The sequence below is a fragment of the Nitrosospira sp. TNL200 genome, assembly GCF_055386305.1.
Window position 1 is genome coordinate 1,032,324 of record NZ_AP041003.1, and the last position, 14,442, is coordinate 1,046,765.

The following is a 14,442-nucleotide window of genomic DNA, read 5'->3' on the forward strand; positions in this document are numbered from 1 at the left end:
CCTATATCCCAGGTTTCCGTCGAATTATGGTTAGCGGAATGAAAAACGATCTCATCGAGCAGCTAAGCGAGCAATTGCGGGGCCGCGAGAAAAAAAATCTGCTCCGGCGGCGCCTGGCTTTGGAAAGTCCGCAGCAGACCCATGTTTTCATAGATGGATGGGAATACCTCGGGTTTTGCAGCAATGACTACCTTGGCCTTGCGAACCACCCGCGGCTGATCACGGCAGCGTGCGAGGGCGCACAGCGATATGGGATTGGCTCGGGTGCTTCGCATCTCATCAGCGGACACTCTTCAGCGCATCATGTACTGGAAGAAGCGTTGGCCCGCTTTGTCGGGCTGCCTCGCGCACTATTGTTTTCCACGGGATACATGGCGAACACGGGGGTGGTTACGGCGCTGATGGGTCCCGGCGACGCGGTATTTTGCGACAAGCTCAACCATGCGTCGCTCAATGACGGCGTGCTGCTGTCACGCGCGAGGTTCCATCGCTATCCGCACCTTGTTCTGGCTGTGCTGGAACGCCAACTGGCAGCATCGCGCGCCGAGCGCAAACTCGTATTGACCGACGCCGTATTCAGCATGGATGGGGATATAGCGCCCGTACCCGGTCTGCTGGAACTGTGCGAGAAATACAACGCGTGGCTGATGCTGGATGATGCCCACGGCTTTGGCGTACTCGGGCCGGGGGGGCGGGGAACGATGGCCCATTTCAATATCCGCTCGCCTCGCATTATCTATATGGCGACGCTGGGCAAGGCCGCGGGTGTATACGGTGCTTTCGTCGCCGCACAGCCGGCGATCATCGAAACGCTGGTCCAGCGTGCCCGAAGCTATATTTACACCACTGCGTCTCCGCCTCTGCTTGCCCATACCTTATCCAAAAGTCTGGGGTTGATAGAGAGAGAGCAATGGCGGCGCGATAAACTGGTCCAGCTTGTCGCAGCGCTCAGGCAGGAGTTGCAATCGCTGCGCTGGCGGTTATTGCCCTCGACCACGCCTATTCAGCCCCTGATTATCGGTGATAACGATCAGGCCGTGGAAATCAGCAAGGCATTGCGTTCAAGGGGAATTCTCGTCCCCGCGATTCGCGAGCCTACCGTCCCGCAGGGATCTGCAAGGCTGCGCATTTCATTGTGCGCGTCACACACGATGGAAGATGTCGCCCGGCTGGGAACAGCGTTGAGAGAACTGGATCAACGTGCGTCGAGAAAACTATGCTCGAAAATTTGCTGAGTGAGTCCGAACATGTTAATGACAATGGATTGCGAACATATCGTTGATAAGCGCCTGGTACGGAGGGCATTTGACCGGGCTGCCGCAAGTTACGATCAGGCCGCGGTGTTGCAACGGGAAGTGTGCGATCGAATGCTCGCGCGTCTCGATTCCGTAAAATATGTTCCGGAGGTCATTCTGGATGCTGGCAGCGGTACGGGCTATGGCACGCGCAAGCTGCTCATGCGCTACCCTGCCGCAAGGATACTGGCGATCGATATCGCAACGGCAATGCACGCTCAGGCGCATCCCGGGATTTTGCGGCAAGGGCAATCATTGGCGCAAGGCGGGAATCGCGGTCAAATCAGCTATGTGGGAGGTGATGCGGAGAAGATGCCGCTCAAATATTCCTGCGTGGAGCTGGTGTGGTCGAATCTGATGCTCCAATGGTGCAATGATCTCAACCCGGCATTTGCCGAGGTGTTCCGCGTGCTGCGGAATGGAGGTTTGTTCATGTTCAGCACTTTCGGTCCGGATACTTTGAAGGAGTTGCGCCAGGCTTTCCGTGGCGCAGATGAATACAGGCACGTCAACCGTTTCACCGAAATACATGACATTCGAGATAAGCTGGCGCGTGCCGGATTTGCGGTCGCGGTCATGGATAGGGAACATATCACCATTTGTTATGACGACGTAATTGGTGTTATACGAGACCTGAAAGCGATCGGCGCCCATAATGTCAGCCAGGGAAGGCGGCGCGGGCTGATGGGTAAAACAGCATGGCAAAAAGCGATGAATTGCTATGAGATGTTGCGTACTAGAGGAAAGCTCCCGGCAACTTTCGAGGTGATCTATGGCTATGCCCGGAAGCCGGATGAGAAGCGGGCAACCGGCTCGAGAGTCGCATGTGAAACCATACCTGGGATGCTAGCAGAGGTATTTTAATAGACGTCCTGAAGGATAATAAGCTCAGCAGTTTAATCGACACCTTTTCAAACAAATATATAGAATGCGGGTTGAGGGATGTAGCGCTCCCGAAATCGACCGTAATTGAAACGATCCCCTTATGTCTACAAATCCTACACCTTCTGTTAGTCTAAGACGATCCAGTCGCGAATATGGCGACGACTTTGGCGGGTTACCGGTTTGTCAAAGCAACCCCAGGAAAAAAGGGCAGAGCATGTTTGAGAAGGTATTGATTGCCAATCGCGGCGCCATTGCCATGCGCATCATCCGCACGCTGCGCCGCATGGGTGTCAAAAGCGTGGGGGTATATACGGAAGCCGATGCATTGTCGAGGCATGTGGCAGCGGCGGATGAAGCGTACTGCATCGGTAGCGGTGCCGCCGCGGAAAGCTACCTGCGGGCCGACAAAATCCTCGAGGTGGCAAGGCGCACGGGTGCACAGGCCATTCATCCGGGATATGGCTTCCTAAGCGAAAAAGCGGAGTTCGCCGAGCAGTGCATCGCGGAGAATATCCGTTTTATCGGCCCAACCCCGCAACAGATGCGGGCATTCGGCTTGAAGCATACGGCGCGCGCGCTTGCCTTGGAAAATGCGCTGCCCCTGCTGCCGGGAACGGGTCTGCTGGAAAACATGGAAGACGCCCTCCACAGCGCCGGGCATATCGGCTACCCCGTCATGCTGAAAAGCACCGCTGGAGGAGGCGGCATCGGTATGCGCCTGTGCTGGAACAGGGATGAGCTGGCCAGCGCGTATGAGTCGGTTAAATATCTCGCGCAGAATAACTTCAAGGATGCGGGCTTGTTTCTGGAAAAATACGTACAGGATGCCCGCCATATCGAAGTGCAGATTTTTGGCGACGGTGCGGGTGGCGTCGTCGCCTTGGGCGAGCGCGATTGCAGCATGCAGCGACGCAATCAAAAAGTAATCGAGGAGACGCCTGCGCCCGGACTCAAGCCGCATCTGCGCAAAGCGCTGCTGGATGCGGCCGCGAGATTGGGCAGTGCGGTCAACTATCAGTCCGCGGGCACCGTGGAATACATTTTTGATGCCGCTACGGGTGAGTTTTATTTTCTCGAGGTCAATACTCGCCTGCAGGTCGAGCATGGCGTGACCGAGGAAGTGACCGGCATCGATCTGGTGGAATGGATGGTCCTGCAGGCTGCCGGCGAGCTGCCGCCACTCGATTCCTTCGTCATCCGACCCCGTGGAAGCGCGATCCAGGTGCGCCTGTACGCCGAAGACCCTGCCAAGAATTTCCAGCCATCTTCCGGCACGCTTACCGCAGCCGAGTTCCCATCCGGAGTGCGCGTGGAGACCTGGGTGGAGCGTGGCGTCGAGGTCCCGGCTTTTTATGACCCCATGCTCGCGAAAATAATCGTTCATGAGAAGGACCGCGAGCAGGCGATCCAGACATTATTGGGAGCACTGAACAATACCGTAGTGAGCGGCATCGAAACCAACCTGGATTATCTGAAGCAGATTCTGCAGACGGCGGCATTCCGCGAAGCACGTCACACCACGGGCTTCCTGAACAATTTCCGCTATGCGGCGAGCACCATCGATGTCGTCAGCCCTGGCGTGCAGACCACCGTGCAGGATTATCCGGGAAGGGTGGGTTACTGGAGTATCGGCGTACCGCCTTCCGGCCCGATGGACAGTCTCGCATTTCGCCTTGCGAATCGTTTGGTGGATAATATGGAAAGCGCAGCCGGGCTCGAGATTACCCTTGCCGGTCCGACGCTGCGCTTCAATTGCGACAGCGTCATCGCGCTATGCGGCGCCCTTATCGATGCGCGGCTGGATGGCGAGCCTTTGGCGCAATGGCGTTCCTGCCGGGTCAAGTCGGGCGCGCTGTTGCAACTCGGCAAGATAGCGGGTCCCGGTTGCCGCGCCTATCTTGCGGTTCAGGGAGGGGTCCAGGTTCCGGCCTATCTGGGCAGCAAGGCAACCTTTACCCTCGGAAAGTTTGGTGGACATGCCGGACGGGCCCTGCTCAGCGCGGATGTGCTGCACATTGTCCCGCTCCGGCTTCATGCCCGCTCTCCTGACCGCGTGCTCCCCACGGAGTTGATTCCCCATTACAGCAATCGATGGGAGATCGGCGTGCTCTCCGGGCCCCATGGAGCCCCCGACTTCTTTACCGATGACGATATACGCACTTTTTTTGCTTCCGAATGGACAGTGCATTACAACTCCAGCCGCAGCGGGGTGCGTCTGATCGGTCCCAAGCCGGAGTGGGCGCGAAGTGATGGCGGCGAGGCGGGATTGCACCCTTCCAACATTCATGACAATGCCTATGCGGTAGGTTCGGTCGATTTCACCGGCGATATGCCGGTGATACTCGGTCCGGATGGGCCGAGCCTCGGCGGCTTTGTCTGCCCGGCTACCGTCATCCAGGCGGAATTATGGAAGATGGGTCAACTCAAGCCGGGAGATAGCGTGCGTTTCTGTCCCATGTCGATGGAACAGGCGCTTGAACTCGAAAAATTGCAGGATGCGACGCTTCGAAATCTGGATGTGCCGAAGGTTATTCCACCAGTATTCAAAAGGAAAAACCGTACAGCTTCAGCCCTTGAGGTTGAATCCGCCATATTGCATCGGCTTCCGGAAGGTCCAGCGCAAGTCCAGGTAGTGTACCGGCAGTCGGGGGATAAAAATATTCTTGTCGAGTATGGTCCCCCGGAGCTCGACCTCAATCTCCGCTTCAGGGCTCACGCCTTGATGGAATGGGTGGAACATGCAGTCAGTGCAGCGCGGCTGCGAGGCGTTCTGGATCTGACTCCGGGCATACGTTCGCTGCAAATCCATTATGATTCGCGCCTGTTGCCGCGGGACAAGCTGCTGGATTTCCTGATCGCAGCTGAAAAGGAACTGCCTGCCATCGAAGATATGCAGGTGCCAACGCGGATCGTGCATTTGCCTTTGTCATGGGCCGATGGGGCGACCCGGCTCGCGATAGAAAAATATATTCAGTCCGTCAGGCGGGATGCGCCCTGGTGCCCCAGCAATATTGAGTTCATCCGGCGCATCAACGGGTTGGAAAGCATCGAAGCAGTCCGTCAGATCGTATTCGAGGCAAGCTATCTGGTAATGGGCCTCGGGGATGTGTACCTGGGCGCGCCGGTGGCCACGCCGGTGGACCCGCGCCATCGGCTGGTTACCACCAAGTACAACCCCGCGCGCACCTGGACTCCGGAGAATGCGGTAGGCATCGGTGGGGCTTATCTGTGCGTATACGGCATGGAAGGCCCCGGCGGATACCAGTTTGTCGGGCGGACAGTGCAGATGTGGAATCGTTATCGCCAGACAGTCGACTTCAAGGATGGCAAGCCCTGGCTATTGCGTTTTTTTGATCAGATCCGGTTCTACCCGGTCAGCGAAAGCGAACTGCTCCAGCTCAGGCAGGATTTTATCTCCGGACGCTTTCAACTTCGGGTGGAAGAGTCCAGGTTCAGTTTAAGAGAATACAACGCCTTCCTGCAAAAGAACGACGTGGCGATCAAAGCATTCAAGGCAACGCAGCAGGCCGCGTTCGAGGCGGAGCGCGCGCGCTGGAAGGCGGAAGGCAAGGCGGAATATGTGAGCGAGATTGTCCTTGAGGATGCTGACGCGCAAAGCGAACTGGACTTGCCGGAAGGGGCGCATGCGGTCAGCGCGCATGTCACCGGCACAGTATGGAAATTGCTGGTCGAGGAGGGAGAGCGCGTCACGGTGGGAAAACCCTTGGTGGTGTTGGAATCCATGAAAATGGAATTCGTGGTCGAAGCGCACGTTGGCGGAACAGTGCGGCAATTGTTTTGTAGCAAGGGCGGGCATGTATCCGCAGGGCAGATGCTGCTGGTCATACAGGAGGGTGAAGATTGAACAAACCGCTTCTATCCAAAAACGTCGAGGCCCGCAGCCTGGAATTCGTCTGGCACCCCTGCACACAGATGAAGCAGCATGAAACGTTGCCCCTGATTCCTATCGCTCGTGGCGAAGGTGCGTGGCTTCTCGGGTTCGAAGGGGAGCGCTATCTCGATGCCATCGGTTCCTGGTGGGTCAATCTCTTTGGCCACAGTAATCCGCGCATCAATGCCGCGGTTCACGAGCAATTGGATAAGCTGGAGCATGTCATGCTGGCGGGATTTACGCATGAGCCGGTGGTGGAATTATCGGAACGCCTGAGCAGTCTCGTATCCGGGAGGCTCGGGCATTGCTTCTATGGCAGCGATGGCGCGTCCGCAATAGAAATTGCGCTGAAGATGAGCTATCACTACTGGCACAACAGCGGCCATCCGGAAAAGAATGGCTTTGTCAGCCTGCAAAACGGCTATCACGGTGAGACGCTGGGAACGCTGTCGGTAACCGATGTGGCGCTGTTCAAGGATACGTACGCGCCGCTATTGCGTGCGAGTGCGCACGTTCCCACCCCCGATTGGCGATATGCTGCCGAGGGGGTATCGCCCGAAGAGCATGCGCAGCAAGCAGCCGCTGGGCTGGAAGCGTATCTCGTGCAACATCATGGAGAAACCGCCGCATTCATTATCGAACCGCTGGTGCAGGGCGCGGCGGGGATGGGCATGTATCATCCCCGTTACCTCAAGCTTGCGAGGGATTTGTGCAATAAGTATGGAGTGCATCTCATCGCTGACGAGATAGCGGTCGGTTTTGGCAGGACCGGTACCCTGTTTGCCTGTGAGCAGGGCAATATCACGCCCGATTTCCTGTGCCTCGCCAAGGGACTGAGCGGCGGCTATCTGCCGTTGGCCGTGGTGATGACTACCGATACGGTATACCAGGGTTTTTACCACGATGACACGACGCTCGGTTTCCTGCATTCCCATACTCATTCGGGTAACGCGCTCGCGTGCCGCGCCGCGCTAGCCACGCTCGATATTTTCGAGCAGGACGATATCATCGAAACCAATCGGACGAAGGCAGCCTACCTCAGTCACATCGCAAAACCTCTCGCCTTCCACGGCAAGGTCAGGAATTTTCGCAACTGCGGAATGATTTGGGCGTTCGAGGTGGAAACCGGTGATCCCGCATTTTCGGGAAAATTTTTTCAGGCCGCACTTGCTCAAGGACTGGTGCTGCGCCCATTGGGAAATACGGTATATTTTATGCCTCCCTACATTATCAGTGAGCAGGAGCTGGACCAGCTGGTGGCGGGAACCATGCGAGCCCTCGATGCGTTCTGAACCTCTGGCATTGACATTGGCAGTTGCCGAAAGCCTCACCTGGTTTTCAAGGCAGCTTCTGCCTTCAATACGGATTTTAGTCATCTGGCGGAGGGATACAACCCGGCCGGAGGGGCATCATGTCAATAGATTCGGGGCAGAATGGCTGTCCCATTCCTGATCCTGCAGGTTCCCATACGCTCAAGCGGACGTTGAGTGTATGGAACTGTTTCACTTTGGGATTTTCGGTGGTATCGCCGGTGGTGGGTCTTTATGCCATTTTCGGTGTCCAGAACGTAGTCACCGGAGGAGGCTGGATACTTGCCCTGGCGCTGTGCCTGGTCATGCAGATGATGGTGGCCACGGTCTATGCCGAACTCTCCTCCCAGTTTCCGATAGCAGGCGGCGCCTATAAATGGGCCCGGCAACTCATAGGACCACGGGCGGGGCAATACGCCGGCGTGATCTATGTCAGCTCCACCATCGCCATGCTCACCACCACGGCCTATACGGGGGGCATGTGGCTGGCGGCGGTTTTCGTGGGCGGCGATGCCCAGGGTGCGACAGCCGTGTTGTGGGGAGGCATATTCCTGCTGATCTGCACCACGGTCAACATGGTCCACCAGAACATATTCAAGGTCATCAACATGCTGGGGGTCTGTGCCGAAGCGCTCGGATCGGTATGCGTTGCGCTGGTATTGTTCTTTTTCTTCCGCATCCACCCTGTTTCCGAGCTGTTCCAGCACCTGGGCACCGGGCTTGCCCCCACCAGCATGACGGCATTCCTGGCGGCGGTGGCCATCGCCGGATGGGCATTCATTGGTTTCGACGCCTGCTCCACGATAGCGGAAGAGGCGCACCACCCGGAACGGATGATTCCCCGGGCGATCTTCCTGTCGCTGTGCGCCGTGGGCACCGTGGTGCTTTTCAACTCCTCCTCGCTGATGCTGTCCGTCGACCATGGCGTCCTGATAGAAGCCAGCGCCACCTCCGACCCCATCTCACCCATCATCACGGGCACCATCGGGGCGTGGGCTGCCAAGCCTTTCCTGGCGATCGTCATGACGGCTTTTCTCTCCTGCGGCTCATCGGTGGTCAATTACGTATCGCGCATCGTCTTCTCGATGGCGCGCGAAGGGAACATGCCTGCACCGCTCTCGCGCGTGACGCGCCACAAGATCCCGCGCAACGCCATCCTGACCACGGTTTCACTGTCCGGGCTGGGACTGCTTTTCGGCCTGAACGACGGGGCTGTCGCCACCATCATTGCCTTTGGCACGGGCGGGCTGTACGCCATGTTCTCCTTCACGACCGGGGTTGGGCTCTACAGCCGGCTGACGGGGCGGTGGAATCCCGCGCTGGGGGCCTTGAAGCTGGGCGCACTGGGACTGGCGATCAATACAGTGGCGTTTGCATGGGCGTTGTTCGAACTTGCCAACATCGCCTGGCCGCGCGAATACGTGGTGGCGGCCGGTGCTCCCTGGTGGCAGCTTTATGCGGTCCCGCTGGTGCTGGGAAGCATCCTGGGAGTAACTACCCTGCATATATTGATGAACAATAATCGCAAGGAGCACAAAAAAGATGACTCGAAAAGAATCACAGCCGATATGAACCAAATGTGAACTGCAGGACTGTCATCAAGCGCAGTCGACAATTTATTTTTCATGAGGAGAAAAAATGAAAAATCCAAATACATTTCTGTGGAAAGAAGCCATTCCCGGGGGTTCTCACTGGTCCGGCGTCATCCGCCGCGGCACGACGCTGCGCCTGACGGATATGGCGGGCGGAGCCAACGCGGCAGTGCTTTTCTATAACCTGGAAGAGAAGCTGGAGCGCTACAACATGGCGGACACGCTGAAGTGCCAGCATACCTTCCGGCTGACCAAGGGGCACGCCTGCCATTCCGACATGGGACGCATTTTCTGCTGCATCACGGAAGACACCACGGGCTGGAACGATACGGTATGCGGCTTGAGCGATGCGGAATTGATACGCCAGAAATATGGCGTAGGGCGGTACCAGGAGCTTCGCAACGAAATGTTTCGCAGCGGGCTGGACGGGATGCTGGTGGAATTGGGGAAGTGGGGGCTGGGCATGCGCGACGTGGTATCCAACATCAACTTCTTCAGCAAGGTGACCGCCAATTCATCCGGAGAACTGGAGTTTCACCCCGGTAGCAGCAAGGCGGGCGATTACGTGGACCTGAGTTTCGAGATGGATACGCTGGTGGTGCTATCCGCAGCGCCTCATCCGCTGGATCCCTCTAGAACCTATCACCCCGGGGCAGTCAAATTGGCGACATTTGTCACCTCTCCTGAGGTGGCCGCAGCGTGTACGAAGATCGCAGAGAATGCGCGTGGCCTGCAAAATACTGAACGTTTTTATGCACATGGAGGTGAAGCATGAGTGCGCAGAACCTTGTGGAAAGCAAACTGGAACCTCGTCTCGCGGCGGTGGACGAGGTATGTGCTGCCGGAGACCCCTGGGTCAAGGTAGTGAAGAAAGGCCAGGTGTTCCGCATTGTCGACCTGGAGGGCAACCAGGCGGTGGATACCCTGTTCTACAATGCCCACGACGCGGAAGAACGCTACAGCGCGACCGATACGGTACGCCGGCAGAACATGCTGTACCTCACCACGGGCAGCCGGCTCTACTCCAACTTTGGCAACGTCATGCTCACCATCATCGCCGACACCTGCGGGCGGCACGACACGGTAGGCGGCGCCTGCTCGGCGGAGAGCAACACGACGCGCTACGCGCTCGAGAAATACCCGATGCACAGCTGCCGCGACAGCTTCCTTCACGCATTGGCGCATGATCCGGTATGCAAGCAATTGAACATGAGCAAGCGCGATATACCGAGCAACATCAATTTTTTCATGAACGTACCCGTATCTGAAGAGGGCGGGCTGGATTTTGCGGATGGCGTTTCTGCGCCGGGCAAATATGTGGAGATGCAGGTGGAGATGGATGTGGTGGTGCTGATTTCGAACTGCCCGCAGCTGAACAATCCATGCAATGCCTACAACCCTACTCCGATCCGTTTGCTGGTATGGGATTGATCCCGGCCCGCATACATTGCCTTTTTATGCGCAAGGCGTATCGTGCGGGGGAATTGGACGTCCGGACAGGCTTTCCAGCTTGACTGGACGCGATATGCTACTGGACTGACGTTCCGATAGTTAGAAGAAGAAGCGCATTGCCGTGCGTTGTGGCAACGGCTTCAGATACACCGGTCGCCTCCCTGGCAGAATCCACAGCAAACATATTGAGAATATGTCATGCGGATTATTATGGATGGATGATCGCAGTATTGACCCTGCGATTGCGGCCGCTCAATCTCACTCAACAGGAAGTTAACATATGGACCCACTTATCCGAAAAATCATTCTGGCTACTGATTTCTCCGAAGCTTCCGGGGAGGCTGCCGGGTATGCGAGATGGATAACAGAAGTGCTTGGAGCAGAACTCAAGATCCTGCATGTATTTGAACCCAGTGGCTGGATGGTGCCCTCGCCTTATTATTATACCCCCGGCTTCGAGGAATGGGTCCAGGCAAGTATCGAGCAAACCCGACAAAAAGGGAAAGCGGCGCTCGAAGCGCTCGCGGGGTCCTTTGGCGTCCATACCGAAACGATTTTTGTCGAAGGAGACACCGGCAAGGAAATCGTCCTGGCTGCCCTGAGGCATAATACCGATCTGCTTATTCTTGGCACACATGGCTACACGGGATGGAACCACTTGAGCTTGGGCAGCATAGCAGAGTATGTTATCAGGCATGCGCCCTGTCCAGTGCTGACCGTTAAGCCGGGTGGAAACCAACAAACCTGAGGTCTGGTTTCTCGTCCGCTGCTGAGCTTGATGCCTTCCTTCTCCAGCGCTTCAACGACCTCAACCCCGAACATCTTGACCGCCTTGCTTCTTCCAGTTGTGAGGCGACACTGCTCCGACATAACCTTCTGATGCAGGTTCGCTTCCGGTCTTTTCAGGATCTTCCATATCCGATTCGCATTGGCTTATCTTCTTCATAGCACTCTTCCTAAGTAGAAATTCAACGCTGGGGCAAGTGATTTCCAGATTACTCTCCACGTGATCCAGAAGTTTCCTAAGCAGAACAATATCTCGCGTCGATCCCAGCTTAAGAATCAGGGTTTCCCTTAGTATTAAATCAAGGTTTCCCCAATACCATTTTATTCCTGTGGGAATTAGCATGGACTCACATTTCAGGACTCTGACCATCTGTCCAGTGTGGGGACTCTGACCATTCGTCCAGCAGCAAAAGAACTCTGACCATCCGTCCGATATTGATTCAATCAATTGGGAACAGGAGAATCAAAATGGCAACGGCACTCGGAAAAAATAAACAGAATATCCTTATCGTTTTGTCCGCGCTTGTTTTATTGGCCGCAGGCATATTTTCAAGCTCTGCAAAAGCGGAAAGTTTTTCTGATCAATCAACTAGTCAGGCGGTGGTATCGCCAAGCGAGCATGACTTATTAGCGCAGCAATTCGAGGTTGCGGCACAGGGAATGCAGCAAAAGGCTGACGAACAGAAGAGACTGCTCGAACAGTATGAGCAGATACAATTTTATGGCTGGCAATCCCACAATTTGAAATCGCGTACCGCAGCATTGATACGCAAGTATGAAGAAGCTGCGCGGTCAAATATGAAGGAAGCCGCTGCTCATCGCCAGATGGCGCAACCGAACCCCGCTTACGCTACCCCTGGTGCGCAAATGCCCCAGACAGGAAGCAACTGATAAAAGCAGCTTGTTTTAATAGGCAAATCCGGATGCATCAGTAACAGCAAAAGGCATACGGGTTTGCCCATCATCATCTCCGACAGTAGGACGCCGATATCACATCCTCGCCTCCACAGAATTCGCGCGGAGAATCGCTGCTTGTTCCCTACACTCTTGCAGAAAGCAAGTAACTGATTTACATTATTCCCCCTGAGTGCCATTCTTGATGGGGAAATGATGAAAGACGATGAGACGCCAGACAACGGTGCGGCCGCTACGGTTGCTTTTGAGCGCTCGTGCTGTCCCATTACCAATGCGCTGGATATCTTTGGCGACCGGTGGACGCTGCTGATCATTCGCGACCTGATACTGGGCAAAAGGCGCTACCAGGAACTGATCTCCTCAGCGGAGAAAATCGCATCCAATATTCTGGCGGACCGGCTGAAAAAGCTGGAAGTCGCGGATCTCATCACCAGGCGAGCCTACCAGCAGAACCCCGCGCGCTACGAGTATTTTCTTACGAAGAAAGGGGAAAGCCTCAAGCCCGTGCTGGCCGCTATTGCCTCCTGGGGCCAGGAGCATTATCCGGGCGCGGTCGTGTTTCCCCAGATGGAGAAGTCCTAGCAGAAACTCCGGCAGTTCAAATCCGCAGCTGGTGGGGAGCGCGGCCCATTTCAATGCCGGATCTTGTAGCCGCTCCTGAGCATTCGCAGCGTCAGCCACGATACCGCCAGAAAGGCTGCCGCGACGATTCCCAGGCTTAAAAAAGGCGAAACATCCGAAGCCTTGAAGAATCCATAGCGGAAGCCATCGATCATGTAGAAAAATGGATTCAGGTGGGACAATCCCTGCCAGAAGGCGGGCAGCGACTTTATCGTATAAAATACCCCCGATAAAAATGTCAGCGGCAGGATAACGAAATTCTGGAATGCCGCAAGCTGATCGAATTTTTCCGCCCAGATTCCGGCTATGATTCCCAGCGATCCCAGGAAGGCGCTGCCCATCAAGGCGAAGGCGAGAATCCATAGGGGTGAATGCACCGGGATATCGAAAAACGCGACGGTCACTCCATAAACACCCAGTCCCACGGCAAGTCCGCGTATCACCGATGCGAGCACATAGGCTAAAAATATATCGGTGTACGAAAGCGGCGACAGCAGGATGAAGACAAGATTGCCCGAAACCTTGGACTGGATGAGGCTGGATGACGAGTTTGCGAATGCGTTTTGGAGCATGGCCATCATGACGAGGCCGGGCGCAAGAAAGACGGTATAGGGCACACCGGGATACGCCTGCACGTGGTCTTCCAGCACGTGCGAAAAGATCATGAGGTAAAGCAGCGTCGACACCACGGGTGCGAATACTGTCTGGAACCCTACCTTCCAGAACCGGAGCAACTCCTTGTAGAGCAGCGTCAGAAAACCGGTCATCGCGCTGTGGCAAGTGGTTCCAGCGCCTGGCCCGTATTCATGATCTTCATGAAAACTTCTTCCAGATCCGGCTGTAATACCTGCATCTCGACTACCTGGGTGCGTGCCGCGCGCAGCGCCGCCAGTACATCCTCCAGTTGCGCATAATCCTCCAGGGCCAGGAGGTGGCACCCGTCTTCATGATTGTCCGCTAGGGGTTGAAGCGGCGCGGGCAATATGTCCGGCGTCAGCCTGAGGCGTACCATGCACCCGGAGAGGGTATTGGTAAGGTTTTTTATGCTGTCGAGCGCAACGATATTTCCCTGCTTCAGCATTGCCACCCTGCTGCATAAAGCCTCGGCTTCGTCGAGATAATGGGTAGTGAGAACGATGGTGTGCCCGTTGCCATTCAGCTGTTTGATGAAACGCCATAATCCCTGGCGCAATTCCACATCCACGCCTGCCGTGGGTTCATCCAGCACGATGACGGGGGGCTTGTGAACCAGTGCCTGGGCCACCAGCACGCGGCGCTTCATCCCACCGGACAATGAGCGCATGTTCGCATCGGCCTTGTCGTCGAGATCCAGGTTATGGATGATCTCTTCTATCCATCCAGCATTGTTCTTCAAGCCGTAATAGCCCGACTGGATAGTAAGCGTCTCACGTACAGTAAAAAACGGGTCGAACACCAGTTCCTGGGGAACCACCCCCAGCATGCGCCGTGCTTCGCGATAGTCCGAGCGGACGTCATATCCCATCACGCGAACGCTTCCACTATCGGCCAGCGCCAAGCCTGCAATGATATTGATGAGGGTGGTTTTGCCCGCGCCGTTAGGGCCTAGCAAGGCGAAAAATTCCCCTTTCCGGATGTCAAGGTCGATTCCGCCCAGGGCGCGTACGGACCCGAAGTGCTTGCGCAATTGCCTGACTTCGATCGCGATGGTCATC

13 protein-coding genes are annotated in these 14,442 nt (G+C 56.2%); 10 read left to right on the plus strand and 3 right to left on the minus strand.

Annotated features, from left to right (window positions below; translation table 11 throughout):
• The first annotated feature begins 38 nt into the window (after positions 1–38).
• From bioF to ACZ5CE_RS04640, 8 genes are all read left to right on the plus strand, one after another.
• Positions 39–1,235, plus strand: coding sequence for an 8-amino-7-oxononanoate synthase (gene bioF / locus ACZ5CE_RS04605; protein ID WP_464576642.1), 1,197 nt, complete (start codon positions 39–41; stop codon positions 1,233–1,235).
• A 12-nt stretch (positions 1,236–1,247) separates the two neighbouring features.
• Positions 1,248–2,159 (plus strand): malonyl-ACP O-methyltransferase BioC, encoded by a 912-nt coding sequence (bioC, locus tag ACZ5CE_RS04610; protein WP_464576643.1) that lies wholly within the window; start codon positions 1,248–1,250, stop codon positions 2,157–2,159.
• Between the two features lie 235 nt (positions 2,160–2,394).
• Entirely contained in the window at positions 2,395–6,045 is a 3,651-nt protein-coding gene (uca, locus tag ACZ5CE_RS04615) for an urea carboxylase (protein ID WP_464576644.1), read from the plus strand.
• Positions 6,042–7,364, plus strand: a complete 1,323-nt coding sequence (bioA, locus tag ACZ5CE_RS04620; protein WP_464576645.1) for an adenosylmethionine--8-amino-7-oxononanoate transaminase — start codon at positions 6,042–6,044, stop codon at positions 7,362–7,364. Before uca ends, bioA begins: the two co-directional genes overlap by 4 nt.
• 119 nt (positions 7,365–7,483) lie before the next feature.
• Positions 7,484–8,965, plus strand: a complete 1,482-nt coding sequence (locus tag ACZ5CE_RS04625; RefSeq protein ID WP_464576646.1) for an APC family permease — start codon at positions 7,484–7,486, stop codon at positions 8,963–8,965.
• Positions 8,966–9,020: 55 nt separating this feature from the next.
• Positions 9,021–9,749 (plus strand): urea amidolyase associated protein UAAP1, encoded by a 729-nt coding sequence (locus ACZ5CE_RS04630; RefSeq protein ID WP_464576647.1) that lies wholly within the window; start codon positions 9,021–9,023, stop codon positions 9,747–9,749.
• Positions 9,746–10,405 (plus strand): urea amidolyase associated protein UAAP2, encoded by a 660-nt coding sequence (locus ACZ5CE_RS04635; protein WP_464576648.1) that lies wholly within the window; start codon positions 9,746–9,748, stop codon positions 10,403–10,405. Before ACZ5CE_RS04630 ends, ACZ5CE_RS04635 begins: the two co-directional genes overlap by 4 nt.
• A gap of 301 nt (positions 10,406–10,706) precedes the next feature.
• Positions 10,707–11,174, plus strand: a complete 468-nt coding sequence (locus tag ACZ5CE_RS04640) for a universal stress protein (protein WP_464576649.1) — start codon at positions 10,707–10,709, stop codon at positions 11,172–11,174.
• A 60-nt stretch (positions 11,175–11,234) separates the two neighbouring features.
• Here the strand turns inward: ACZ5CE_RS04640 and ACZ5CE_RS04645 are convergent, their stop codons facing one another.
• The gene (locus ACZ5CE_RS04645) at positions 11,235–11,372 is read right to left on the minus strand and encodes a hypothetical protein (RefSeq protein WP_464576650.1); all 138 of its coding nucleotides are present in this window, start codon (positions 11,370–11,372) and stop codon (positions 11,235–11,237) included.
• 308 nt (positions 11,373–11,680) lie between these two features.
• Between ACZ5CE_RS04645 and ACZ5CE_RS04650 the strand changes: the two genes are divergently transcribed.
• Both ACZ5CE_RS04650 and ACZ5CE_RS04655 read left to right on the plus strand, forming a co-directional pair.
• Complete coding sequence (locus tag ACZ5CE_RS04650) at positions 11,681–12,103, plus strand: hypothetical protein (protein ID WP_464576651.1); 423 nt, start codon at positions 11,681–11,683, stop codon at positions 12,101–12,103.
• 216 nt (positions 12,104–12,319) lie between these two features.
• The gene (locus ACZ5CE_RS04655) at positions 12,320–12,709 is read left to right on the plus strand and encodes a winged helix-turn-helix transcriptional regulator (protein WP_464576652.1); all 390 of its coding nucleotides are present in this window, start codon (positions 12,320–12,322) and stop codon (positions 12,707–12,709) included.
• 50 nt (positions 12,710–12,759) lie between these two features.
• Here ACZ5CE_RS04655 and ACZ5CE_RS04660 read toward each other — a convergent pair whose 3' ends face one another.
• Positions 12,760–13,515, minus strand: a complete 756-nt coding sequence (locus tag ACZ5CE_RS04660) for an ABC transporter permease (protein ID WP_464576653.1) — start codon at positions 13,513–13,515, stop codon at positions 12,760–12,762.
• Positions 13,512–14,441: an ABC transporter ATP-binding protein gene (locus tag ACZ5CE_RS04665; protein ID WP_464577428.1), complete on the minus strand. Its 930-nt coding sequence runs from the start codon at positions 14,439–14,441 to the stop codon at positions 13,512–13,514. The genes ACZ5CE_RS04660 and ACZ5CE_RS04665 overlap by 4 nt, the downstream gene beginning before the upstream one ends.
• Position 14,442 lies beyond the last annotated feature (1 nt).